Origin of the sequence: Nocardia farcinica (genome assembly GCF_001182745.1) — a bacterium.
Classification (GTDB): domain Bacteria; phylum Actinomycetota; class Actinomycetes; order Mycobacteriales; family Mycobacteriaceae; genus Nocardia; species Nocardia farcinica.
This window is the reverse complement of the sequence record NZ_LN868939.1, coordinates 676,525-700,938: the sequence shown is the minus strand read 5'-3', so window position 1 is coordinate 700,938 and position 24,414 is coordinate 676,525. Positions and strand designations below refer to the sequence as shown.

Here is a 24,414-nt window from a genome sequence, read left to right as displayed (position 1 = left end):
TAGCGGCGAACCTTCGGCGCGTTCCGCTCAGCCCCACGGTGGGCCCGTAATCTCGACCAGTCGGACCTCGGGCCGCAGGTGTGTTGTGCGATCGCCACGCGGAGGTCAGCAAGTAAGGAGAGCTACCGACCAGTGGCTGCCAAGCACTCCAACGAATCGGGCTCCAAGTCGACGAACTACGGTGCCTCCTCCATCACCGTTCTCGAAGGCCTCGAGGCGGTTCGCAAGCGTCCCGGTATGTACATCGGTTCCACCGGTGAGCGCGGTCTGCACCACCTGATCTGGGAGGTCGTCGACAACTCCGTCGACGAGGCGATGGCCGGCTACGCCACCCGGGTCGACGTCACCCTCCTGGCCGACGGCGGCGTCGAGGTCGTCGACGACGGCCGCGGCATCCCGGTGGAGATGCACGCCCAGGGCATCCCGACCGTCGAGGTCGTCATGACCCAGCTGCACGCGGGCGGCAAGTTCGACTCCGAGTCGTACGCGGTCTCCGGTGGCCTGCACGGTGTCGGTATCTCCGTGGTGAACGCGCTGTCCTCGCGGGTCGAGGTGGAGATCGACGTCGACGGCTACCACTGGAGCCAGACCTACAAGGAGGCCACGCCGTCCAAGCTGGTCAAGGGGGAGCCGACCGACCGCACCGGCACCACGGTCCGATTCTGGGCCGACCCGGAGATCTTCGAGACCACCACCTACAACTTCGAGACCGTCGCCCGGCGGTTGCAGGAGATGGCGTTCCTGAACAAGGGCCTCACCATCACCCTGACCGATGAGCGGGTCTCCGAGTCCGACGTCACCGACGAAATCGTCAGCGAGACCGCCGAGGCGCCCAAGCACGGTGAACCGACCGGCGAAGCAGCCTCCGAGCACAAGGTCAAGACGCGGACCTACCACTATCCGGGCGGTCTGGAGGACTTCGTCCGCCACATCAACCGGACCAAGCAGGCCATCCACAATTCGGTGGTCTCGTTCACCGGCAAGGGCACCGGGCACGAGCTCGAAGTCGCGATGCAGTGGAACTCCGGCTACTCCGAGTCGGTGCACACCTTCGCCAACACCATCAACACCCACGAGGGCGGCACCCACGAGGAAGGCTTCCGCGCGGCGCTGACCACGGTGGTCAACAAGTACGCGAAGGACAAGAAGCTCCTCAAGGAGAAGGACGGCAACCTCACCGGTGACGACATCCGCGAGGGCCTGGCCGCGATCGTGAGCGTCAAGGTCGCCGAGCCGCAGTTCGAGGGCCAGACCAAGACCAAGCTCGGCAACACCGAGGTGAAGTCGTTCGTGCAGCGCACCTGCAACGAACACCTCACGCACTGGTTCGAGGCCAACCCCGCCGACGCGAAGACCATCGTGCAGAAGGCGGTGTCTTCGGCGCAGGCGCGCGTGGCCGCCCGCAAGGCGCGCGAGCTGGTGCGCCGCAAGTCGGCCACCGACCTGGGCGGGCTGCCCGGCAAGCTGGCCGACTGCCGCTCCAAGGATCCGAGCAAGTCCGAGATCTACATCGTGGAGGGCGACTCCGCCGGTGGCTCGGCCAAGTCCGGCCGCGACTCGATGTACCAGGCGATCCTGCCGCTGCGCGGCAAGATCATCAACGTCGAGAAGGCGCGCATCGACAAGGTCCTCAAGAACAACGAGGTCCAGTCGATCATCACCGCGTTCGGCACCGGCATCCACGACGAGTTCGACATCAGCAAGCTGCGCTATCACAAGATCGTGTTGATGGCCGACGCCGACGTCGACGGCCAGCACATTTCGACGCTGCTGCTGACGCTGCTGTTCCGGTTCATGCGCCCGCTGGTCGAGCACGGTCACGTGTACCTGGCCCAGCCGCCGCTGTACAAGCTGAAGTGGCAGCGCAGCGAGCCGGAGTTCGCCTACTCCGACCGCGAGCGCGACGGCCTGCTCGAGCGCGGCCTGGCCGCGGGCAAGAAGATCAACAAGGACGACGGCATCCAGCGCTACAAGGGTCTGGGTGAGATGAACCCGAAGGAACTCTGGGAGACCACCATGGATCCCAGTGTCCGGGTGCTTCGTCAAGTGACGTTGGACGACGCGGCCGCGGCCGACGAGTTGTTCAGCGTGCTGATGGGCGAGGACGTGGAGGCCCGCCGCAGTTTCATCACCCGCAACGCCAAGGACGTCCGCTTCCTCGACGTGTAGCCGCCTGACGCGCCCGCGCGACTCGCGGGCGCTCGGCCGTTCTCGCACGTCAGCCCGTACAAGGAGACCTCATGACCGACATCACCCTGCCACCGGAGAGCGCGGGCGACCGCGTCGAGCCGGTCGACATCCAGCAGGAGATGCAGAACAGCTACATCGATTACGCGATGAGCGTGATCGTGGGCCGCGCGCTGCCGGAGGTGCGCGACGGCCTCAAGCCGGTGCACCGCCGCATCCTCTACGCGATGTACGACAACGGGTACCGCCCCGATCGCGGCTACGTGAAGTCCGCCCGCCCGGTGTCGGACACCATGGGCAACTACCACCCGCACGGCGACTCGGCCATCTACGACACCCTGGTGCGCATGGCGCAGCCGTGGGCCATGCGGTACCCGCTGGTCGACGGCCAGGGCAACTTCGGCAGCCGCGGCAACGACGGCGCGGCCGCCATGCGGTACACCGAGTGCCGCCTCACGCCGCTGGCGATGGAGATGCTGCGCGAAATCGACCACGAGACGGTCGATTTCATCCCGAACTACGACGGCAAGACCCAGGAACCGGTCGTCCTGCCGAGCCGTGTGCCGAACATGCTGATGAACGGCAGCAACGGCATCGCGGTCGGCATGGCGACCAACATCCCGCCGCACAACCTCACCGAGCTGGCCGAGGCGATCTACTGGGCGCTGGACAACCACGACGCCGACGAGGAGACCACCCTCGCCGCGTGCATGGAGCGGATCAAGGGCCCCGACTTCCCGACCGCCGGCCTGATCGTCGGCACCCAGGGCATCCACGACGCGTACACCACCGGCCGCGGCTCGATCAAGATGCGCGGTGTGGTGGAGATCGAGGAGGACAATCGCGGGCGCACCACGATCGTCATCACCGAACTGCCCTACCAGGTCAACACCGACAACTTCATCAACGCGATCGCCGAGCAGGTCAAGGACGGCAAGATCGCGGGCATCGCCGACATCCACGACGAGTCCTCCGACCGGGTCGGCCTGCGCATCGTGGTGACGGTCAAGCGCGACGCGGTCGCCAAGGTCGTGCTGAACAACCTGTACAAGCACACCCAGCTGCAGACCAGCTTCGGCGCCAACATGCTGTCCATCGTCGACGGCGTGCCGCGCACGCTGCGGCTGGACCAGATGATCCGGCTCTACGTCAACCATCAGTTGGACGTCATCATCCGGCGCACCAGGTACCTGCTGCGCAAGGCCGAGGAGCGCGCCCACATCCTGCGCGGCCTGGTGAAGGCGCTCGACGCGCTGGACGAGGTCATCGCACTGATCCGGCGGTCGGCCAACACCGACACCGCGCGCACCGGGCTGATGGAGCTGCTCGACATCGACGAGATCCAGGCGACCGCGATCCTGGACATGCAGCTGCGCAGGCTCTCGGCGCTGGAGCGGCAGAAGATCATCGACGATCTGGCCCGCATCGAAGCCGAAATCGCCGACTACAAGGACATTCTCGACAAGCCGGAGCGTCAGCGCGCGATCGTGCGCGACGAGCTGGCCGAGATCGTGGAGAAGTACGGCGACGAGCGGCGCACCCAGATCGTGTCGGCCGATGGCGATGTGGCCGACGAGGACCTGATCGCCCGCGAGGACGTGGTCGTCACCATCACCGAGACCGGCTACGCCAAGCGCACCAAGACCGATCTGTACCGCTCGCAGAAGCGCGGCGGCAAGGGTGTGCAGGGCGCGGGTCTCAAGCAGGACGACATCGTCAAGCACTTCTTCGTGACCTCCACCCACGACTGGCTGCTGTTCTTCACCAACAAGGGCCGGGTGTACCGGGCCAAGGCCTACGAGCTGCCCGAGGCCAACCGCACCGCGCGCGGTCAGCACGTGGCGAATCTGCTGGCCTTCCAGCCGGACGAGAAGATCGCCCAGATCATCCAGATCAAGACCTACGAGGACGCCCCGTACCTGGTGCTCGCCACCAAGAACGGCCTGGTCAAGAAGTCGCGGCTGTCGGACTTCGACTCCAACCGCAGCGGCGGCATCGTGGCGGTGAACCTGCGTGACAACGACGAACTCGTCGGCGCGGTGCTCTGCTCGGCCGACGACGACCTGCTGTTGGTCTCCGCCCAGGGCCAGTCGATCCGCTTCTCGGCCACCGACGAGGCGCTGCGGCCGATGGGCCGGGCCACCTCCGGCGTGCAGGGCATGCGGTTCAACGCCGAAGACGAGCTGTTGTCGCTCAACGTGGTGCGGCCGGGCACCTACCTGCTGGTCGCGACCTCGGGTGGGTACGCCAAGCGCACCGCGATCGAGGAGTACACCGCGCAGGGCCGCGGCGGTAAAGGTGTGTTGACTATCCAGTTCGATGCCCGGCGTGGCACGCTGGTGGGAGCGCTCATCGTCGACGACGACGACGAGTTGTATGCGATCACCTCCGGCGGTGGCGTCATCCGCACCGCGGCGAATCAGGTTCGCAAGGCGGGGCGTCAGACCAAGGGCGTGCGATTGATGAACCTGGGCGAGGGCGATACCTTGCTTGCGATCGCGCGTAACGCCGACGAGCCCGATGCGGTCGACGGTGGCGACGACACCGGTTCCTCCCAGCAGTAACCCTCCACAGCGGCGGCAACGAACGGATCTAAGGATTCCCATTGACCACTCCGAATCAGCCGAATGACGGGCACCAGACCAACGGTGTGACCGAGCGGATCGCACCGTCCCCGATTCCGCCGCGGCCGGTGCCCCGGCCCGGCTCGGCCGAATCCGGACCGCAGGGCGGGGGCAGGCCGGGCGGGCAGTCGCCCGAAAACCCGCAGCGGCAGGGCGATTTCGCGCCCGGTGCGGAGCAGCCCGGCAGCCCGTCCGACCAGGAGACCGTGCGGATGGGCGGTGCCGCGGGCGAGCCGCAGGGTGGTCAGGAGCCGGGCGCCGACACCGCACCCGGCGGTCAGCCGCAGGGTGGTCAGGGCGGTCCGCAGAACGGTCAGCAGCAGGGCGGTCAGCCGCAGGGCCAACAGAGCGTTCAGCCACAGGGCCAACAGGGCGGCCAGGCGCAGGGGCAGGATCGCTACCAGGAGGGCTGGTCGCAGCTGCCGCAGCGGGAGCCGCAGTCCAACCTGTACCGGCCCGGCCAGTCCCCGGTGGCGGGACGGCCGCCCTCGGGCGGGGGCGTCGGCCTCAACGGCGGCGTCTCCAACGCGCGCACCACCGCCGACTTGGCGGCCAAGGCGGCGCGCAAGGAGGCCGCGATGGTGAAGTCGGTCGGCATCGACGGTCCGACCCGCAGCATCGCCCGGCCCGAGCTGATCAAGGACATGCCCGACCTGTCCGAGATCCGGCATCCGCTGCCGCCCTCGGACAAGACGAGCAATACCGGCGCGCAGCAGGCGGTTTCGCCCGCGGTGCCGGTCGCGGTGGCCGCCGCCGTGGCGGGCGGCGAGCCGCTGCGGGCCACCGTCCAGATCCGCCGCATCGACCCCTGGTCGACGCTGAAGATCTCGCTGGTGATCAGCGTGGCGCTGTTCTTCGTGTGGATGTTGGCGGTCGGCCTGCTCTACATCGTGCTCGAGGGCATGGGCGTGTGGGAGCGGCTGAACAACACCTTCACCGACATGGTGTCGCAGGACAGCGGTTCGGCGGGGTTGATCGATGCCGGCACGGTGTTCGGCTACGCGGGCGTGATCGGTCTGATCAACGTCGTGCTGTTCACCGCGCTCGGCACCGTCGGCACGTTCATCTACAACCAGTGCTGCGACCTGGTCGGCGGCATCCAGGTGACCCTGGCCGACCCGGACTAGCCGGCCACCCGGACCAGCCGGATCTCGGCGACGGCCGGTACCGCCCGCGAGGGCCGGTGCCGGCCGTCGGCGGTTGTGGGCTCCGTCCGGCTGTCGGGGCCGTGACCAGCCGTTTTGGTCGTTTCCGGTCGCGTCGGGTAACCTTTGTCCTCGGTTCGCCCGAACGGTGCGAGACCCACACGGGCCTATAGCTCAGGCGGTTAGAGCGCTTCGCTGATAACGAAGAGGTCGGAGGTTCAAGTCCTCCTAGGCCCACTCCCGATCATCACCACAGTAGGGTGGGAACCATGAAGATTCTTCTCACGGTTGGTGTCGTGCTCGCGGTTCTCATCGGAATCACCAAGCTGCGCAAGCGTGACGAGGCCGATCTCTGGCACGAGGTCACCACCCGCTGATTTCCCAGATCTCGGGGCCTTAGCTCAATTGGCAGAGCACTGCCTTTGCAAGGCAGGGGTTAGGGGTTCGATTCCCCTAGGCTCCACCACACAGGGCTCGAACCCGCCGCCGACCTGTCGGCCGAGGTTCGGGCCCTGTCGTCGTTCCGGACGCGGGTAGCGGCGATTCGGTGCGGTGACCGCCGCGGGCGCGGCCGGGTTAGCGTGCAGAGGTGGACACAGTGTTCGACCATCTGCTGACCGAGGAGCCGGGCGGACCGCTCGGGTCCGTGACCGAGGCGTGGGAGCGTCATCGGGACGTGGCGCGCCGCTTCACCGACACGGTGGACGTGGCCGTCGCGGGCGGGTTCGCCGCCGACCGGCTCGGCTACGCCTTCCTGTCCGGCTATCAGGCCGCGGTGGCCGCGCTGCTGCCGGAACTGCCGCGCGACCGGCCGCTCGCGCTGGCCGCGACCGAGGCGGGCGGCGGGCATCCCGCGGCGATCCGCACCACCGCGACCGAGCGGGCCGACGGATGGTCGGTGAGCGGTACGAAGACCTTCGCCACCCTGGGCAGCCTGGCCGGCAGGCTGGTGGTGATCGCGAGCGTGGGCGCCGGGGCGGACGGACGCAATCGGCTGCGCGCGATGCTCGTGGACGCGACGGCGCCGGGCGTGCACGTCACCGATCGGCCCGCGCTCGCCTTCGCTCCCGAAATCCCGCACGCCACCGTGACATTCACCGACACCCCGGCGACCGCGCTGCCCGGGGACGGGTACGCCGACGTGCTCAAGCCGTTCCGGACGGTGGAGGACATCCACGTGATCGCCGCGGCCGCGGGCTGGTTGGTGCGGGTCGCGCGGGAGGCGGGGTGGCCGCCGCCGGTCCGGCAGCGCCTGCTGGCGACCGTGGCGGCGTTGCGTGGGCTCGGCGCGGCGCGGCCGGACTCGCCCGGGGTGCATGTGGCGCTCGGTGGTGTGCTCGACGAATTCGAGCGCCTGCTCGGCGAACTCGCGCCGCGGTGGGATGCGGTCGACGAGTCGACCCGGTCGCGCTGGGAGCGCGACCGCCCGCTGCTCTCGGTCGCCGGACGGGTCAGGGCGCAGCGGCTGGCAACCGCCTGGCGAGCGGTGGGAGAGCCGGGGGAGTGAGGCCCCGGGTCGGTCCGCGAATGTCGATGCGGGCCGACCTCGGATGGGCCGGACCGACCCTGGACATGGAGCGGGCCTCGGCGAAGGGGGGGAGTTAGCCGAGGCCCGCGTAAGGTCGGCCCGGGGGGGAGGGGCCGACGTGAACGATCCTACGCGATAAGACGCGATTGTGCGTGCAGCGGCGCCGCGAATTTCGGCGAGTTTTTCGGTTTGGCTTACCTGCGCGGGATCGAGCCCGGCCGCGGCCTGGGACGGCGGCTCGGCGCGCCGCCCGCGGTCCCGGCATTCGGCCGGTTACGCCCCGGTCCCGGACTGCGAAATGTGTCACACCCCGGTGCGAGGATGCCCGCGTGACGAGCGGGAGGCGACCGGCGGCGCGTACGGCGCGGCGTGCGAAAACGAGCTGCGACCGCGCCCGGCACGGCCGATACTGGCCAGGCGACAGGGGCGCCGTCCGAATCCCGGCGACATGTCGGTGCGCAGTCCGGCGCGCCGGCCCGTATCCGAACTCGAGTTCCCGTTCGACGTCAGGAGAAGAATGCCCGACGCAATAGTCGCCGAGGGTCTGGTCAAGCGCTACGGCAAGCTGGTCGCCCTCGACGGCCTCGACCTCACGGTGCCCGAGGGCACCGTCACCGCCCTGCTCGGCCCCAACGGGGCGGGCAAGACCACGACCGTCCGTGTCCTCACCACGCTGTTGGTTCCCGACGAGGGCCGCGCCACCGTCGCAGGCATCGATGTCCTGCGCAGGCCGCAGGCCCTGCGTTCGCGGATCGGCGCCTCCGGGCAGTACGCGGCCGTGGACGAATACCTCACCGGTTTCGAGAACCTGGAGATGGTGGGACGCCTGTACCACATGGGTGTCAAGCGCAGTAAGGAACGCGCCCGCGAACTGCTCGAGCGCTTCCGGCTCACCGACGCCGCCGACCGCCCGGTCCGCGGCTACTCCGGCGGTATGCGGCGCAGGCTCGACCTGGCCGGCGCGCTGGTGGCCAATCCGCCGGTGCTGTTCCTCGACGAGCCGACCACCGGCCTCGACCCGCGCGCCCGGCTCGACCTGTGGGATGTCATCTCCGAGCTCGTGGCGGGCGGCACCACGTTGCTGCTCACCACGCAGTACATGGAGGAGGCCGACCGGCTCGCCGACGCGATCGCGGTGATCGACCACGGCAAGGTCATCGCCCGCGGCACCGCCGACGAGCTCAAGACCCTGGTCGGCGGCGACCGCATCGAACTCACCGTCGAGACCGCCGACAAGCTCGCCGTCGCCGAGCAGGTCCTGAAACCGCTCGCCGACGGCGACATCCACCTCGAGCCCGGATTGCGCCGCATCACGGTCCCGGTGAGCAACGGTTCGCAGGCCTTGGTCGACGCGATCGGGCTGCTCACCGCGGGCGACGTGCAGATACACGACGTCGGGCTGCGCAGGCCCTCGCTCGACGACGTGTTCCTCACCCTCACCGGCCGCGAGGCCGAGCAGTTCGCCGACGACGCCGAGTCCGGCCTCGACACCTCGGAAGGAAGCCGCCGATGACCGCGGGCACCACCACCTTCGACACTCCGGCGGACCCGGGCCTGGGCAGCAGGCTGGGCATGGTCGTCTCCGACACCATCACGGTCACCAAACGCAACGTCATCAAGATCAAGCGCGTTCCGGACGTGCTGATCTTCTCGACGCTGTCGCCGATCATGTTCGTGCTGTTGTTCGCCTACGTCTTCGGCACGGCGATCGAGGTCCCGGGCCTGGAGGGCGGCTACCGCGAATTCCTGATCGCGGGCATCTTCGCGCAGACCGTGGTGTTCGGCTCCTCGTTCACCGGCGCGAGCCTGGCCGAGGACATGCAGAAGGGCATCATCGATCGGTTCCGTTCGCTGCCGATGGCGCCCTCGGCGGTGCTGGTCGGGCGCACGGTCAGCGATGTGGTGATCAACCTCGTCAGCCTGGTGGTGATGTCGGTGACCGGCCTGTTGGTCGGCTGGCGCATCCGGGGTTCGTTCCTCGACGCGGTGCTGGCCTATGTGCTGTTGCTGCTGTTCGCCTACGCGGTGTCCTGGATCATGGCCGTGGTCGGCCTGCTGGTCCGGTCGCCGGAGGTGTTCAACAACGCCAGCTTCATGGTGATGTTCCCGCTGACGTTCCTGGCCAACACGTTCGTGCCGATCGAGGAGCTGCCGACGGTGCTGCGGGTGTTCGCCGAGTGGAACCCCGTCTCGGCGCTCACGCTCGCCACCCGCGAGCTGTTCGGCAACACCGGCGCGCTCGGACCGCAATCCGACGCCTGGTCGATGCGTCACCCGATCGCCACGACCCTGATCTGGGTGGTGGTGATCCTGGTGGTGTTCGTCCCGCTGGCGTTGCGGCAGTACAAGCGCGCCGTGAGCCGCTGAGCCCGCTCAGCGCTTCGCGTCGGCCCCCGCGTGCGGGGTCGGCGCGGAGCCGTTGCGGGAGTAGCCGATGCGCGGCGGCTCCGGCGCGGGCTCCGGCGGCAACGGCCGCTTGCTGCGGATGAGCCAGGCCGCCCCGCCCGCCAGGCCGAGGAGGGTCGCGGCGATGAGCCGGTTACGAGAACGTGCGGATACGTGCAGACGCCCCAAGGTCATTCGACCACTCTCGCACAGCCGGGGAAATCATGCAGTAACCGCTGGTAACCGGCATCCCCGACCGGGCTGGATAGCATGGCGAAGGTGATGAACGACCGACCGCCCACCTGTGTCCGCCACCGCGACCGCGCGACCGGCCTGGCGTGCACCCGGTGCGGGCGGCCCGCCTGTCCGGAATGCCTGCGGCCCGCCGCCGTGGGGCAGCACTGCGTCGACTGTGTCCGGGAGGGTAGCGCCGGTGTCCGCCCGGTGCGCACCGTCGCGGGTGCCCCGGTGGCCCGATCGGCCACGCCGCTGGTGACCTACGGCCTGATCGCGGTGAACCTGGTGTTCTTCGCCATCACCGCGGTGCAGGCGCGCAGCATCGTCGACAACTTCCAGTCCCCGCTGTTCTTCCGGCTGGCCTTGATCCCGGCCTACGTCGCCGACGGTGAATGGCTCCGGGTGATCGGGTCGGGCTTCCTGCACTGGGGGCCGCTGCACCTGGCGCTCAACATGTTCGCCCTCTACATCATCGGCATCCAGTTGGAGCCGGTGCTCGGCCGGTGGCGGCTGCTGGCGGTCTACCTGGTGGCGCTGCTCGGCGGGTCGGCGGGCGGCATGCTGCTGGAACCCGCGAACACGATCGGTGCGGGCGCCTCCGGCGCGGTGTACGGGATGTTCGGCGCGATCGCGGTGGTGATCTTCCGGCTGCGGCTGAATCCGACGCAGATCCTGGTGGTCATCGGGATCAACGTCTTCCTCAGCCTGTCGCTGCCGGGGATCTCGCTGTGGGTGCATCTCGGCGGGCTCCTCGCGGGCACCCTGGCGACGCTGGGCGTGCTGTTCCTACCGGAGTGGCTGGGCGTGCGGACATCGGAGACCGCCCGCACGGTCGGCTGGGCCGCCATCGCCGCGGTGGGCGTGGCGTCGGTCGCGGCGATCGCCGTCGCGGCGGCGATGCTGTGAATCCGGGGATTGCTTCACGTGAAACCACGCGGGAAGTGACCCGCGAACGGTGGACAACCTGTGGACAACTTCGATCGCGGTGGGCATTCGGGGGACGCTTAAGCCCGGCGAACGCCCTGGTCAGTCCTTCGGGAGGAACGCCAGCCGGTGGACGACCAGCGCGTCGAACACGTCCTCCGGATTCGTGCCGAGATCCCAGCGGCCGAAGATGAGCAGCCGCTCGCCGTCGTGGTGGCGGACGTCGATCTCGAGCATGGGGCTGCGTCGGCCCAACCGGCGGTAGGAGACGATCCTGGCTCGGATGATCTGCTCGGGCCGGTACTCGGTCGGCCCCAGGAAAGTGCGCACGACCAGCACCGGAGGTGAGCCGGGACGGACCTCGAGCCGGGGGCGCTGCCGTGCTCCGAGCACCGCGAGGCCGAGCAGGCCCGCCGCGGCGAGGCCGACCAGCAACCGGCTCGGGGCATCACCGGCGAAGAACGCGGCGACCGCGAGCACCGCGCCACCGAGCCCGACGGCGACGAGGGCGGGCGCGGGAGTGGCCCAGGACAGCGACGGCGAGGCGGAGGGTTCCGGATTCACGCGACGCTCTCCCCAATCGGTCCTCGAGTTGTCCACAGGGTCATCCACAGGTGTGCATGAATGACACGCATGTAATCCCGCTGCCGCGCACGTCAGCGCCGGTCAGCGCCACCGCATCGTCATGATCAACCCGACGACCATCAGCCCGAAGCCGATCAGGAAGTTCCAGGCGTTGAGGTCGTTCATCCAGCTGATCTGTTCGGCCGCCAGGTAGTACACCAGCAGCCAGAGCAGCCCGGCGAGCATGAAGCCGAGCATGATCGCGACATACCAGACCGGCGACGGCCCCGCCTTCACCTTGACCGGGGTGCGGCTGGCAGGGTTGATCGTATAGTCGGTCTTCTTACGGACCTTCGACTTGGGCATGACGTCCTCGTTATCGGCGTGCAAGTGGCACCGGAAGCCCGGGCGGGGCTGCCGACGCCCTCCGGTGTGTGTCCAGGCTATCCCACCCAGTGATCCCACCCGATAATCGATGCGGCAGTCGGCTGAACCGGCACGTAATCTCGAACCATGCGTGTTCTGGTCGTCGACAACTACGACAGCTTCGTGTTCAACCTGGTGCAGTACCTGGGCCAGCTCGGCACCGACGCGGTCGTCTGGCGCAACGACGATCAGCACCTCGCCGACCCGGACGCCGTGGCCGCCGATTTCGACGGCATCCTGATCAGCCCCGGCCCCGGCACCCCGGATCGCGCGGGCGCCAGCATCGATCTGGTGCGTGCCTGTGCGCGGACGGCGACCCCGCTGCTCGGCGTGTGCCTGGGCCACCAGGCCATCGGCGAGGCGTTCGGCGCCACGGTCACCCGCGCTCCCGAACTGCTGCACGGCAAGACCAGCTCGGTGTTCCACGCCGGGGCGGGTGTCCTGGCCGGCCTGCCCGATCCGTTCACCGCGACCCGCTACCACTCGCTGACCGTGCTCGAAGACACCCTGCCCGCGGAGATCGAGGTGCTCGGCCGCACCGAATCCGGCATCGTCATGGCCATGCGGCACCGCGAGCTGCCGATCCACGGCGTGCAGTTCCATCCGGAGTCGGTGCTCACCCAGGGCGGGCACCGGATGCTGGCGAACTGGCTCGGGGTGTGCGGTTCGCGTCCGCCGGAGGGCCTGGTCGAGATGCTCGAGTCGGAGGTCGCCGCGCTGGTGCCGCAGTGAGCGGGCGGCCCTACGTCCTGCTGTCCGCGGCCATGAGCCTGGACGGCCACCTCGATGACGTCGGCCCCGAGCGCCTGCGGCTGTCCGATGCCGCCGATTTCGACCGGGTCGACCGGGTGCGTGCCGAATCCGACGCGATCCTGGTCGGCGCGCAGACCCTGCGACGCGACGACCCGCGCCTGCTCGTCGCCGACCAGGCGCGTCGCGCCGCCCGGGTCGCGGCCGGCAAGCCCGAACATCCGCTGAAAGTCACCGTCACCGCGACCGGACGGCTGGACGCCGGGCTGCGGGTGTGGCACCAGGGCGGCGCGAAACTCGTCTACACCACCGCGGCCGGCGCCGCCGCGCTCGGTGACACACTGACCGGTCTGGCCGAGGTCGTGGTGCTGGGGGAGACGATCGATCTCGGCGCGCTGCTCGACGACCTCGGCGCCCGCGGTGTCGAGCGGCTCATGGTCGAGGGCGGCACCCGCGTGCACACCGCGTTCCTGGCCGCCGACCTGGCCGACGAATTGCAGCTGGCGGTGGCGCCGCTCCTGGTCGGCGCGGCGGGCGCGCCGCGGTTCGTCGACCCGGCCGATTTCCCGGACCGGCGGCTGACCCTGGCGGAGGTGTCCCGGGTGGGCGACATGGCGGTGCTGCGCTATCTGCTGCGTCCGGAGTCCGCGGTCGAGCGGGACCGCCGCTTCCTGCGCCGCGCGATCGAACTCGCCCACGCCAGCCCGCCGAGTCCGACCGCGTTCTCGGTGGGCGCGGTGATCGTCGCCGACGGCGCCGAGATCGCCACCGGATACTCGCGGGAGAACGACCCGAAGGTGCACGCCGAGGAAGCCGCGCTGAACAAGCTGGACCCACGGGATCCGCGTCTGTCCCGGGCGACCATCTACAGCACGCTGGAGCCGTGCTCACAGCGGGCCACGGCCGGACGGCCGCCGTGCACCGACCGCATCCTGGCCGCGGGCATCCCGCGCGTGGTCATCGCCTGGCGCGAGCCGTCGACCTTCGTGGTGAACTGCGTCGGCGTGGAGAAGCTGCGCGAGCACGGCGTGGACGTGGTGGAACTGCCCGAGCTGGCCGAGGCGGCGACGGCGATGAATCGCCACCTCGACCTGAGCTGAGGCGTCAGGGCCTGCCGTAGACGGCGGTGACGAACTCGCTGAGCTGATTGTCGTCGAGATGCCGGGCCAGGTCGGCCTCGCTGATCATGCCGACGAGGCGCTTGTTCTCGATGACCGGCATGCGCTTGACGCGGTGGTTCTCCATCGCGTCGAGCACTTCCTCGACGTCGGCGTCGGCCGCGACCCACCGCGGCGTCGCCTCGCACAGTTCGGCCGCCGGCGTGGTCGCCGGATTCGCGCCGTGCGCCACGCACTTCACCACGATGTCGCGGTCGGTGACGATGCCGCACATCCGCTCGTTCTCGTCGGCGACGACCAGCGAGCCGACGCCGAGATCGGCCATCAGCTGCGCGGCCCGTTCGACGGTGTCCTGCTTGGAAATCCACTGCGCGCCGGGCTTCATGATGTCCCTGGCTGTGGTCATGAGCTGCCTCCTCGTCCTGGTCGGTTCGGGTGGAGCACTGCCCATTCTCATGCCGGGGACACCGGGTGGCCGCGTCGTTCCGGTAACGATCGATCAGGGTGGGCCGAGGGTGCCGACGGTGATGGTGATGGTCGCCGTCTTGGAGATCGACGAGCCCGCCTGCGGCTGCTGCTGCAGGATGCGCCCGACGCTGCCCGCCTCGAAAGTGCCCGTGGTGGCCTGATTGATCTGGCCGGCGTTGCCGGTCCAGCCGCTCTGGCGCAGCCGCTCCACCGCCTGCGACGGGGTCAGGCCGACCAGGGTCGGCATCGTGATCTCGTCGCCTGCCGACACCTGCACGGTGACCGTCGATCCGCGGTCGGCGCTGCTGCCGCCCGCGGGGCTGGTGGCCACCACCTCGCCCTTGGGCCGCGAGGACGCCACCTCCTCGATATCGATCTTGAAGCCGGCGCTGTCGACCAGGTTGGGCTGGGCCACGCTGATGTCCTGGCCGACCACGCTCGGCACCCGGACCTTCTCCGGACCCTTGCCGACCCAGACCACGATGGCCTGGTCGACGTCGACCCGGGCACCGGCGCCCGGCTCGGTGCCGATCACCTTGTCCAGATCCTGGGCACTGGACTCGCGACGCTCCACGTTCGGGTCCATCCGCAGGCCGACGGCGTTGAGTTCCTGCTCGGCCTGCTGCACCGACAGCCCGTCCAGCCGTGGCACCTGAACCTGGGCGGGTCCGGAGGACACCTGCACGGTGACCGTGCTGCCCTTGTCGATCCGCGAGCCGCCGAGCGGCTGGGTGGAGATGACGTTGCCGACGGCCACCTTGCTGTCGGGTTTCTGCTGGATGGCGACGGTGAAGCCGAGCCGCTGCAGCGTGTCCTGGGCCTGCTGGGCGGATTTGTTGGACAGGTCGGGGACGGCCACCTGGTCCGGTTTGCTGCCCGGCCCGATCAACACCCAGAACAGCGCGAAGGCCACCGCGAGCACGGCGGCCGCGCCGAAGGCGAGATAGGCCGTGCGCCTGCCGCTGTTCGGCTCGGCCGGTTCCTGCTCGGCGGTGTCGTCGTCGCGTTCGACGGCGCGGTAGGTGCGCGGGCCCGGCTCGTCGGCGCCCATGAAAGTGGTGCGGTCCTCGTCGGTCATCACCATCGGCGCGCTCGGCTTCTGGCCGCCGAGCACCCGGATCAGGTCGGCCCGCATCTCGGCCGCGGTCTGGTACCGGTTGGCCGGGTTCTTGCTCATCGCCTTGAGCACGACCGAGTCGAGTTCGCGCGGCACACCGTGGTGCACGTGCGAGGGCAGCCGCGGATCCTCCCGGACATGCTGATACGCCACCGCGACGGGGGAGTCGCCGGTGAACGGCGGCTCGCCGGTGAGGATCTCGAAGAGCACGCAGCCGACCGAGTACACGTCCGAGCGCGCGTCGACGGTCTCCCCGCGCGCCTGCTCCGGCGAGAGATACTGGGCCGTTCCGATGACGGCGGCGGTCTGCGTCATCGGGTTGGAGCTGTCGGCCAGCGCGCGGGCGATGCCGAAGTCCATCACCTTCACCGCGCCGGACCGGTTGATCATGATGTTGGCCGGCTTCATGTCCCGGTGCACGATGCCGTGCTTGTGACTGAAATCCAGTGCGGCACAGACGTCGGCGATGATCTCCATGGCGCGGCGCGGCGGCAGCGGGCCCTTGCCGCGCACGATGTCGCGCAGCGTCTCACCGTCGACGTACTCCATGACGATGTAGGGCAGGGGCCCGCCCTCGATCTCGGCTTCGCCGGTGTCGTAGACGGCCACGATCGCGGGATGGTTCAGCGCGGCCGCGTTCTGCGCCTCCCGCTTGAACCGCAGATAGAACGTGGGGTCACGGGCCAGGTCGGCGCGCAGCACCTTGATCGCCACGTCGCGGCTCAGCCGCAGGTCGCGGGCCTTGTGCACCTCCGACATCCCGCCGAATCCGATGATCTCGCCCAGCTCGTAGCGGGCGGAGAGATTCTTCGGGGTCGTCATTGTTGTCCTTGCGGAGAAGTGGTGGGCGCACTGACGGTGCCCGAGGGGCCTCGGGCACCGGAATCCTCCGGAAATGGTAAGTCGAACGTCGGGAACAACGTGCGACTGGTCGTCGGGCGCTGCGTCCGGGTCGGCCGGGCCGTCGTGGTCGGTTCCGGCGTGGTGGTCGGCGCCGCCGTGGTGGGTTCCGGCGTCGTCGTCGGCGGTTGCGTCGTGGTCGGTTCCGGCTCGCTGGTCTGCGGCGGAGGCGGCGGCACGTACCGCGTGGTCGTGGGTTGCGTGGTGGGCGGCAGCGGCGGCTGCGGCGCGATGGTGGTGGTGACCGGCGGACGGTCGGGCTCGGGATCGGTGTCGCCGCCGAACAGCAGCCACAGCACCGCGCCGGCCAGCAGCACCGCGGCCGCGCTCAACCCGGCCAGCACCTTCTGCGTGGTGGTCCAGGGCTTCTTGCCGCCCTGCGGTGGCACGGCGGTGGCGCCGCCGTGCTCGTTCATCATCGTCGCGGGCGCGCCGGCGGCCGTCGGCGCCGCACCTGCTCCCACGGCGGCCGCGGCGGGACGGCTGTAGCGCACGGTCGGGCCCTCGCCCTGCCCGGCGGGCAGCACGACGGTGGGGCCGGGCGGCAGCACGTGCGTGGCGTCCTCGGCGATCGGCCCGGCCGCGGCCGCGCCGATCGGGGGCGGCGGACGGTGCCCGGCCCGCACGGCCGCCACCGCGTCGGCGAACTCGCCGCCGCTGGCGTAGCGCAGCTGCGGATCCTTGCCCATCGTGATCTCGATCAGTTCCCGCACGTTGGCGGGCACGTCGGCGGGCATCGGCGGCGGCGTCTCGCGGACGTGCTTCATCGCCACCGTGATCGCGCCGTCGCCGCTGAACGGCCGCTTGCCCGCCAGCGCCTCGTAGCCGACCACGCCGAGGGAGTAGACGTCGCTGGCCGCGGTGGCGTCCTCGCCGACGGCCTGCTCCGGCGCGATGTACTGCGCGGTGCCCATCACCATGCCGGTCTTGGTGACCGGACTGGCGTCGACCGCCTTGGCGATGCCGAAGTCGGTGATCTTCACCTGCCCGGTGGGCGTCACCAGGATGTTGCCCGGCTTGACGTCGCGGTGCACCACGCCCGCCGCGTGCGCGACCTCGAGCGCCCGTCCGGTCTGCTCGAGCATGTCCAGGCCCTGGTTGACGGAGAGCTTGCCGAGCCTGGAGAGCACCGCGTTGAGCGGCTCGCCCTGCACCAGCTCCATCACCAGGTAGGAGGTCTCCCCGGCGCTCGGGTCGTAGGTCTCGCCGTAGTCGTAGATGCCCGCGATACCGGAGTGGTTCAGCTGTGCGGTGGTCTGCGCCTCGGTGCGGAACCGTTGCCGGAAGGTCGGGTCGGCGGAGAACTCGGCCTTGAGCACCTTGACCGCGACCCGGCGGTTGAGCCGGGTGTCCAGCGCCTCCCAGACCTGGCCCATGCCACCGGTGGCGATCAGGCGTTGCAGTCGGTAGCGGTCGGCGATCATCGCACCGTTGGTCAGCATCGGGGCCCCCGTACCTCTCCTCGCACGTTCAAATCCTTCAGCCCCCTTGCAGACCGGCGTCCAGCACGGCTCGGGCGATGGGCGCGGCCACCGAGCCGCCGGTCGCCGCCAACGCCCGGTCGCCGCCGTCCTCCACGATCACCGCGATGGCGATCTTCGGGTTCTGTGCCGGGGCGAAGGCGATGTACCAGGCGTGCGGCGGCGTGTTGCGCGGATCGGTGCCGTGCTCGGCGGTGCCGGTCTTGGACGCGATCGTGTAGCCGGCGCGGTTGCCGCCCGCGGTGTTGGCCTCCGAGGCGATCATCATGCCGGTGAGCTGAGAGGCCACCTGCGCGCTGACGGCCTGGCCGACCGAGACCGGCTTGGTCTTGGACAGCTCGCTCAGGTCCGGCCCCTGCCGCTGGTCCACCAGGTAGGGCTCCATGCGGACGCCGCCGTTGGCGATGGTGGCCGCGATCACGGCGTTGTCGAGCGGGGTCAGCGCGACGTCGCGCTGACCGATGCTGGACTGGCCGAGCGCGGCGTTGTCCGGGATCGGCCCGACCGTGCTCTCGGCGACCGGCATCGGGATTCCGTTGTGCGGGCCGACTCCGAAGGCCGCCGCGGTGTCCTTGAGCGCCGCCGCCCCGACCCGCTGACCCAGTTCGACGAAGGCGGTGTTGCAGGACAACCGGAAAGCGTCGGTCAGCGACGCGGTCGGGCCGGGGCCGCACGAGCTGCCGTTGTAGTTCTCCAGCGTGGTGGCGGTGCCGGGCAGGGTGATGTTCGGCGCGGCGGTGAACTGGTCCTCCGGCGTGGCGACCCCGTTGGCGAGCGCGGCCGCGGTCACGACCACCTTGAACGTCGAGCCCGGCGGGTAGGTCTGCGAGATCGCCCGGTTCAGCATCGGCTTGTCCGGATCGCTGTTGAGCGCCTCCAGCGCCTCGGTGGTCTCGGCGGCGTCGTGGCCGGCCAGCACGTTCGGGTCGTAGCTGGGCGTGGACACCATGGTGAGGATCTTGCCGGTGCTCGGCTCGATGGCCACCACCGAACCGGTGTAGCCCTTGGCGGTCAGCTGCTCGTAGGCCACCTGCTGCATCACCGGGTTCAACGTGGTCAGCACGTTGCCGCCGCGGGGGTCGCGCCCGGACACCAGGTCGATGAGCCTGCGGCCGAACAGCTGACTGTCCGAGCCGTTGAGCAGCGGATCCTCGAAGCGCTCCAGCCCGCCGCTGCCGTTCTGCATGGTGTAGTACCCGGTGACCGGGGCGTAGGCCTGCGGGTCGGTGGGGTAGGTGCGCAGGTACTTGTAGCGGTCCTCGGTCTCCACCGAGGAGGCCAGCACGGTGCCGCCCGCCGAGATCTGCCCCCGCTGGCGGGAGTACTCGTCGAGCAGCACGCGGGTGTTGCGCGGGTCGTTGCGGTAGTCGTCGGCCTTGAAGACCTGCACGTAGGTGGCGTTGGCCAGCAGCGCGACGACCATGACCATCACCGCGACCGCGACACGTCGTAGCGGAGTGTTCATTCGGGTTGCCTCGTCTCCGAGCGGCGCAGCAGCTCCGTCGGTGCCTCGGCGATCGGCGGTGCCGCTGCGCCGCTCTTGCGGACCGGCGCCGGGGCGCGAGCCGCGTCGGAGACCTTGATCAGCAGCGCGAGCAGCGCGTAGTTCGACAGCAGCGAGGAGCCGCCGTAGGACATGAACGGCGTGGTGAGACCGGTCAGCGGGATCAGCTTGGTGACGCCGCCGACGACGACGAAGACCTGGATCGCCAGGGTGAAGGCCAGGCCCGCCGCGAGCAGCTTGCCGAAGCTGTCGCGCACCGCCAGCGCGGTGCGCAGTCCGCGCACCACCAGCACCAGGAACAGGATCAGCACCGCGGTCAGGCCGATCAGACCCAGTTCCTCGCCGATGGTGGTGACGATGAAGTCGGTTTTGGCGAAGGGCACCTGGTTGGGCCTGCCGCTACCGAGTCCGGTGCCCGCCAGGCCGCCGGTGGCCAGGCCGAACAGCGACTGCGAGATCTGATAACCGGTGTTGTTGTAGTCGGAGAACGGGTCGAGCCAGGTGTCGATGCGCACCCGCACATGGCCGAAGGCCTGGTAGGCGAACACGAAACCGACCGCGAGCAGGCTGACGCCGATGATCAGCCAGCCGACCCGCTCGGTGGCGATGTAGAGCATCACCAGCACGGTGCTGAAGATCAGCAGCGAGGTGCCCAGGTCCTTCTCGAAGACCAGCACGCCGATGCAGATCACCCACACCGCGAGGATCGGGCCGAGATCGCGCGCCCGCGGGAAGTCCATGCCCAGCATGTGCTTGCCCGCGGTGGTGAACAGATCGCGCTTGGCGACCAGCACCGAGGCGAAGAAGATGATCAGCAGGATCTTGGCGAACTCACCGGGCTGCACACTGAACCCGGGCAGCCGGATCCAGATCTTGGCACCGTTGATCTCCGACAGGCTGCTGGGCAGCAGCGCGGGAATCATCAGCGCGACCAGGCCGACCAGCCCGAGGGTGTAGGCGTAACGGGCCAGCGTGCGGTAGTCGCGCAGCACGATCAACACCGCCACGAACACCACCATGCCCAGCGCGGTCCACAGGATCTGCTGGTTGGCGTCGGGGGAGGGGATCGGTGCGGAGTTGAACACCGCGTTCTGCTCGGCGCCCAGGTCGAGGCGGTGGATCAGGACCAGGCCGAGCCCGTTGAGCACCGCGACGATCGGCAGCAGCAGCGGGTCGGCGAACGGCGCGAAGCGGCGCACCGCCAGATGCGCGATCGCGAACAGCCCGAGGAAGGCCAGGCCGTACTTGGCGATGTCCCAGGTGATCGACTGTTCCTGGGACGCTTCGACCAGGAACAGCGAAACCGTCGTCAGCAGCGCCGCGAAGCCGAGCAGCAGCAACTCGACGTTGCGGCGGGTCGAGGGCGGCGGTGCGGGTGCGAACCCACCGGGTGGACTCGGATAGGCCCCGGCGGACGGCGGTGCCGGCGCGGACATCAGTCCGTCACCCGGCAGTTCTCCCCCGCGGTCTGGGGGCTCGGCGCCGGCGTCGTCGTCGGCACCGCCGGCGACGCGGTACCGGTCTCGGGCGCGCGTGGCTCGCCACCGGGCAGCGGCGCGGGCTGCGGATTGCCCGCGGGCGGCGCCGGTTCCCCGGTGGGGGCGGGCGCGGGCACTGGTTCGCCCGGCGCGGGGGCGGCGGGCGAACCGGTGGGCGCCGCGCTGGGCTGTGTTGTCCCGGGCGCGGGCGTGGCCACCTTGGCCGGGCAGGGCGGCAGCAGCTCCTGCTGGGCGATCACGCGCATCTGCTCCTGGGCCTTGTCCAGTGAACCGGGCGGCAAGCCCGCCTCCACCTTGTCGCGGCCGGTCTGCTCGAGGTCGCTCACCCGCAGTTCCTTGCACCCAGACGGCAGCGGATCGCTCGCCGCGAGGGTGGTGAGGCTGCCGCCGCGGTCGACGCAGCCGACGGTGTAGACCTCGTGGATCGAGTAGCCCAGCAGCGAGCCCGGCAGTCCGCGCAGGATCACGACCCGGCCGTCGTCGGCACCGACGTAGTAGTTGTTGCGGATCATCTTGTAGCCGACCACCAGGCCGACCGCGACAGCTCCGATCAGCGCGACCGCGAGCAGGATCCAGCGCAGTTTGTGCGATTTGGCCGGTGGCGGCGGCTCGGCGGCGGCGGCCCGGCGCGGCGGGGTGGCCCGCGGCGGGCGCATGGCGGCGGCCCGGCCCGCGGCGGTGTTCGGCGGCGGCGTGTCGTCGTCCTGCCCGGAGGCCGCGCCCGCCACGATCGGATGGCTCTGCCCGTAGTCCAGGTCGATGACGTCGGCCACCACCACGGTGACGTTGTCGGGCCCGCCGCTGCGCAGCGCCAGCTCGATCAGCCGGTCGGCGCACTCGTCGGTGCTGCCCTCGCGCATCGTGTTCGCGATGGTCTCGTCGCTGACCACGTCCGAGAGTCCGTCCGAACACAGCAGATAGCGGTCCCCGGCGCGGGCCTCGCGCATGATCAGCGTCGGCTCGATCTCGTTGCCGGTGAGCGCCCGCATGATCAGCGACCGTTGCGGGTGGGTGTGCGCCTGTTCGGGGGTGATGCGGCCCTCGTCGACCAGCGACTGGACGAAGGTGTCGTCGCGGGTGATCTGGGTCAGCTCGCCGCCGCGCAGCAGATAGGCGCGGGAATCGCCGATGTGGGCCAGACCGAGCTTCTTGCCCGCGAACAGGATGGCGGTGAGCGTGGTGCCCATGCCGTCGAGTTCGGGTTCCTCCTCGACCTGGTCGGCGATGGCGGCGTTGCCCTCGCGCACGGCGCGGTCGAGCTTGCCGAGCAGGTCGTCGCCGGGTTCGTCGTCGTCGAGATGGGCGAGCGCGGCGATCATCAACTGCGAGGCGACCTCGCCCGCGGCGTGTCCGCCCATGCCGTCGGCGAGGGCGAGCAGCCGGGCGCCCGCGTACACGGAATCTTCGTTGTTGCCTCGAACGAGACCGCGGTCGCTGCGCGCTGCGTAGCGGAGAACAAGTGTCACGATCGGAGCTCGATCACTGTCTTGCCGACCCGGACGGGGGTGCCGAGCGGAACACGGACGGCGGTGGTGACCTTCGCGCGGTCGAGATAGGTGCCGTTGGTCGAGCCGAGATCCTCGACGTACCAGTCGTCACCCCGTGGCGAGAGCCGCGCGTGTCGGGTGGAGGCGTAATCGTCGGTGAGCACCAGCGTGGAATCGTCCGCACGTCCGATCAGCACCGGTTGGGTGCCGAGCGTGATGCGGGTGCCGGCGAGTGAACCTTGAGTCACCACAAGATATTTGGCGCCCTTCTGGCCTCGACGCAAGGATGGCAGCACCGCGGAACCGCGCGCGGCCCTGGGCTGGATCCGAATGCCGGATGCCGCGTAGATATCGCTGCGCAAGGTCCGCAGCACCGCCCAGACGAACAGCCACAACAGCAGCAGGAACCCCGCACGGGTCAATTGCAGGATCAAACCCTGCACGGCGTTCCACCTCCTGTTCGGCCGTTATGGGTACGTCGGTGCCGTCGGTGCGGATCGACCCACCCCCACAGCTGCTGGCCACGTCGGCTCCGGGCGGAGCCGCGCGTAGGCAGCATCATAGGGCGGTCAGCCGATTTCGATGATCGCGAGCTTACGGGATCAGACGATTCGGATCAGGATCTCCGAATGCCCGGCCCGGATCACGTCGCCGTCGGCGAGTTGCCAATCCTGGACCGGCGATCCGTTGACCAAGGTGCCGTTGGTCGAGCCGAGGTCGGAGAGCATGGCCGTCTGGCCGTCCCAGCGCACCTCGATGTGGCGCCGCGACACACCGGTGTCGGGCAGGCGGAAATGCGCGTCCTGGCCGCGGCCGATGATGTTGCTGCCCTCGCGCAGCTGGTAGGTGCGGCCGCTGCCGTCGTCGAGCTGGAGGGTGGCCGAATAGCCGGAGCCGGTGGCCGCGCCGCCGTAGGCGGGCGCCGAATAGCCGGGCTGCTGCTGACCGTAGCCGGGCTGTTGCGCGTAGCCCTGGCCGTAGCCGGCCTGCTCGTCCTGGCCGTACCCGGGCTCGGCGTATCCGGGCTCGCCGTACGCCGGCTCGGCGTAACCCTGCCTGCCGCCCTGCTGGCCGTAACCCGCCTGGCCGTAGCCCTGCTGGCCGTAGCCGGGCTCGGCATAGCCCTGGTCACCGTAGCCGGGCTGCTGGCCGTAACCCGGCTGGTCGTAGCCGGGCTGGCCGTAGCCCGCGCCCTGCTGGCCGTACCCGGGCTCGCCGTAACCGGGCTGCCCGTAACCCTGATCGCTGTACCCTTGCTGGCCGCCCTGCTGGTCGTAGCCGGGCTCGCCGTACCCCGGCCTGCCGTAGCCGCCCTGCTGGTCGTAGCCGGGCTGGCCGTACCCGGGCGCGCCCTGCTGGTAGTCGTAGCCGTTCTGGTAGTCGCCGTACCCTTGCTGCGACTCCGGCGCGCGGTAGTCCGAGCCGGCCGGATAGGGCGCGCCGCCGCGGGCGTACTCGTCGCGGTAGGCGCCGTTCTGCGGAGCGGCGGGACGGCCCGCGGGCGGCGGAGCGTACCCGCGATTGCGTGGATCGGACTCCGCGGGCTCACGGCTCGGGTCGTAGCCAGAGTTCTGCGTCATGGGGCCAGCTCCTGGTTGCGGGTTTGCAGGTCGTGGTGGCGTGGGTTCTGGGCTCCGGGCCGGGGTGGCCCGACGGCCGACGTCCGGATCGACGCGGCCGCTCGCCCTGAACTGTCCGGTGTGCAGCGTAGGTGATGCCTCGAACGCTACGTGTACTTCGCCATAGGTCTGCCACCCTTGATCACGGATGTAGTCCTGGAGGTGTTTGGCGAACGCGCGAGTCGTGAGGTCGTGATCGGCGTCCAGTTGCTGGTGGTCGGAAGAGTTGATGGTGATCACATAACTGTTGGGCGCCAACAGGTGACCGCCACCGAGGTCCTGCACGTTGTCGGCGGCCTCGCGTTGCAGCGCCGCCTCGACTTCCTGGGGCACGACGCTGCCCCCGAAGACCCGGGCGAACACATCACCGACGGCGCCCTGCAGGCGACGCTCGAACCGTGAAACGATGCCCATCTCGGCCTCCCTTCGGTGAGCGTCTTCCTACGTCATT

Annotated in this window: 21 protein-coding genes and 2 tRNA genes; 12 read left to right on the top strand and 11 right to left on the bottom strand. The window is 69.7% G+C overall.

All coding sequences use genetic code 11. The annotated features are described in order from the left end of the window. Positions 1 to 132 precede the first annotated feature (132 nt). The 9 genes from gyrB to AMO33_RS20280 all read left to right on the top strand — a co-directional run bounded on the left by gyrB (position 133) and on the right by AMO33_RS20280 (position 9,851). Positions 133 to 2,169: a DNA topoisomerase (ATP-hydrolyzing) subunit B gene (gyrB, locus tag AMO33_RS20315; RefSeq protein ID WP_041559719.1), complete on the top strand. Its 2,037-nt coding sequence runs from the start codon at positions 133 to 135 to the stop codon at positions 2,167 to 2,169. A 71-nt stretch (positions 2,170 to 2,240) separates the two neighbouring features. After that, positions 2,241 to 4,751, top strand: a complete 2,511-nt coding sequence (gene gyrA / locus AMO33_RS20310) for a DNA gyrase subunit A (protein ID WP_011206536.1) — start codon at positions 2,241 to 2,243, stop codon at positions 4,749 to 4,751. Positions 4,752 to 4,792: 41 nt separating this feature from the next. Then, positions 4,793 to 5,938: a DUF3566 domain-containing protein gene (locus AMO33_RS20305; RefSeq protein ID WP_060593912.1), complete on the top strand. Its 1,146-nt coding sequence runs from the start codon at positions 4,793 to 4,795 to the stop codon at positions 5,936 to 5,938. 181 nt (positions 5,939 to 6,119) lie between these two features. Beyond that, positions 6,120 to 6,193 (top strand) — tRNA-Ile (locus AMO33_RS20300). 32 nt (positions 6,194 to 6,225) lie between these two features. Next, the gene (locus AMO33_RS32360; RefSeq protein ID WP_211152678.1) at positions 6,226 to 6,333 is read left to right on the top strand and encodes a DLW-39 family protein; all 108 of its coding nucleotides are present in this window, start codon (positions 6,226 to 6,228) and stop codon (positions 6,331 to 6,333) included. A 13-nt stretch (positions 6,334 to 6,346) separates the two neighbouring features. Continuing rightward, a tRNA-Ala gene (locus tag AMO33_RS20295) sits at positions 6,347 to 6,422 on the top strand. A gap of 123 nt (positions 6,423 to 6,545) precedes the next feature. Beyond that, positions 6,546 to 7,463 carry an acyl-CoA dehydrogenase family protein gene (locus AMO33_RS20290; RefSeq protein ID WP_060593911.1) on the top strand — a complete coding sequence of 306 codons (918 nt, stop codon included), beginning with the start codon at positions 6,546 to 6,548 and terminating at the stop codon, positions 7,461 to 7,463. Between the two features lie 538 nt (positions 7,464 to 8,001). Beyond that, positions 8,002 to 8,997: a daunorubicin resistance protein DrrA family ABC transporter ATP-binding protein gene (locus AMO33_RS20285; protein ID WP_011206600.1), complete on the top strand. Its 996-nt coding sequence runs from the start codon at positions 8,002 to 8,004 to the stop codon at positions 8,995 to 8,997. 59 nt (positions 8,998 to 9,056) lie between these two features. Beyond that, the gene (locus AMO33_RS20280; RefSeq protein WP_041560533.1) at positions 9,057 to 9,851 is read left to right on the top strand and encodes an ABC transporter permease; all 795 of its coding nucleotides are present in this window, start codon (positions 9,057 to 9,059) and stop codon (positions 9,849 to 9,851) included. 6 nt (positions 9,852 to 9,857) lie between these two features. Here AMO33_RS20280 and AMO33_RS20275 read toward each other — a convergent pair whose 3' ends face one another. Further along, positions 9,858 to 10,064 carry a hypothetical protein gene (locus tag AMO33_RS20275; RefSeq protein WP_060593910.1) on the bottom strand — a complete coding sequence of 69 codons (207 nt, stop codon included), beginning with the start codon at positions 10,062 to 10,064 and terminating at the stop codon, positions 9,858 to 9,860. A gap of 87 nt (positions 10,065 to 10,151) precedes the next feature. Here AMO33_RS20275 and AMO33_RS20270 point away from each other — a divergent pair, with 87 nt between their 5' ends. After that, positions 10,152 to 11,012 carry a rhomboid family intramembrane serine protease gene (locus AMO33_RS20270; protein ID WP_011206603.1) on the top strand — a complete coding sequence of 287 codons (861 nt, stop codon included), beginning with the start codon at positions 10,152 to 10,154 and terminating at the stop codon, positions 11,010 to 11,012. 120 nt (positions 11,013 to 11,132) lie between these two features. Here the strand turns inward: AMO33_RS20270 and AMO33_RS20265 are convergent, their stop codons facing one another. Together AMO33_RS20265 and crgA are read right to left on the bottom strand one after the other, a co-directional pair. Continuing rightward, positions 11,133 to 11,594, bottom strand: a complete 462-nt coding sequence (locus AMO33_RS20265) for a PH domain-containing protein (RefSeq protein ID WP_060593909.1) — start codon at positions 11,592 to 11,594, stop codon at positions 11,133 to 11,135. A 102-nt stretch (positions 11,595 to 11,696) separates the two neighbouring features. Then, positions 11,697 to 11,960, bottom strand: a complete 264-nt coding sequence (crgA, locus tag AMO33_RS20260) for a cell division protein CrgA (protein ID WP_011206605.1) — start codon at positions 11,958 to 11,960, stop codon at positions 11,697 to 11,699. A gap of 147 nt (positions 11,961 to 12,107) precedes the next feature. Here crgA and AMO33_RS20255 point away from each other — a divergent pair, with 147 nt between their 5' ends. Further along, entirely contained in the window at positions 12,108 to 12,752 is a 645-nt protein-coding gene (locus AMO33_RS20255; protein ID WP_060593908.1) for an aminodeoxychorismate/anthranilate synthase component II, read from the top strand. After that, a complete protein-coding gene (locus AMO33_RS20250; RefSeq protein ID WP_076573723.1) occupies positions 12,749 to 13,870 on the top strand; it encodes a dihydrofolate reductase family protein in 1,122 nt (373 codons plus the stop codon). Before AMO33_RS20255 ends, AMO33_RS20250 begins: the two co-directional genes overlap by 4 nt. A 4-nt stretch (positions 13,871 to 13,874) precedes the next feature. Here the strand turns inward: AMO33_RS20250 and AMO33_RS20245 are convergent, their stop codons facing one another. The 8 genes from AMO33_RS20245 to AMO33_RS20210 all read right to left on the bottom strand — a co-directional run bounded on the left by AMO33_RS20245 (position 13,875) and on the right by AMO33_RS20210 (position 24,377). Beyond that, positions 13,875 to 14,294 (bottom strand): CBS domain-containing protein, encoded by a 420-nt coding sequence (locus AMO33_RS20245; RefSeq protein WP_041559734.1) that lies wholly within the window; start codon positions 14,292 to 14,294, stop codon positions 13,875 to 13,877. A gap of 93 nt (positions 14,295 to 14,387) precedes the next feature. After that, entirely contained in the window at positions 14,388 to 16,295 is a 1,908-nt protein-coding gene (gene pknB / locus AMO33_RS20240; protein ID WP_060593907.1) for a Stk1 family PASTA domain-containing Ser/Thr kinase, read from the bottom strand. After that, a complete protein-coding gene (locus AMO33_RS20235) occupies positions 16,292 to 17,815 on the bottom strand; it encodes a serine/threonine-protein kinase (RefSeq protein WP_060593906.1) in 1,524 nt (507 codons plus the stop codon). The genes pknB and AMO33_RS20235 overlap by 4 nt, the downstream gene beginning before the upstream one ends. A gap of 37 nt (positions 17,816 to 17,852) precedes the next feature. Next, positions 17,853 to 19,319, bottom strand: a complete 1,467-nt coding sequence (locus AMO33_RS20230; RefSeq protein ID WP_011206611.1) for a peptidoglycan D,D-transpeptidase FtsI family protein — start codon at positions 19,317 to 19,319, stop codon at positions 17,853 to 17,855. Further along, entirely contained in the window at positions 19,316 to 20,794 is a 1,479-nt protein-coding gene (locus AMO33_RS20225; protein ID WP_011206612.1) for an FtsW/RodA/SpoVE family cell cycle protein, read from the bottom strand. Before AMO33_RS20225 ends, AMO33_RS20230 begins: the two co-directional genes overlap by 4 nt. Then, positions 20,794 to 22,323 (bottom strand): protein phosphatase 2C domain-containing protein, encoded by a 1,530-nt coding sequence (locus AMO33_RS20220; RefSeq protein WP_060593905.1) that lies wholly within the window; start codon positions 22,321 to 22,323, stop codon positions 20,794 to 20,796. The genes AMO33_RS20225 and AMO33_RS20220 overlap by 1 nt, the downstream gene beginning before the upstream one ends. Continuing rightward, positions 22,320 to 22,787, bottom strand: a complete 468-nt coding sequence (locus AMO33_RS20215; protein ID WP_011206614.1) for an FHA domain-containing protein FhaB/FipA — start codon at positions 22,785 to 22,787, stop codon at positions 22,320 to 22,322. The genes AMO33_RS20220 and AMO33_RS20215 overlap by 4 nt, the downstream gene beginning before the upstream one ends. A gap of 159 nt (positions 22,788 to 22,946) precedes the next feature. Further along, positions 22,947 to 24,377 (bottom strand): DUF3662 and FHA domain-containing protein, encoded by a 1,431-nt coding sequence (locus tag AMO33_RS20210; protein WP_060593904.1) that lies wholly within the window; start codon positions 24,375 to 24,377, stop codon positions 22,947 to 22,949. Positions 24,378 to 24,414 lie beyond the last annotated feature (37 nt).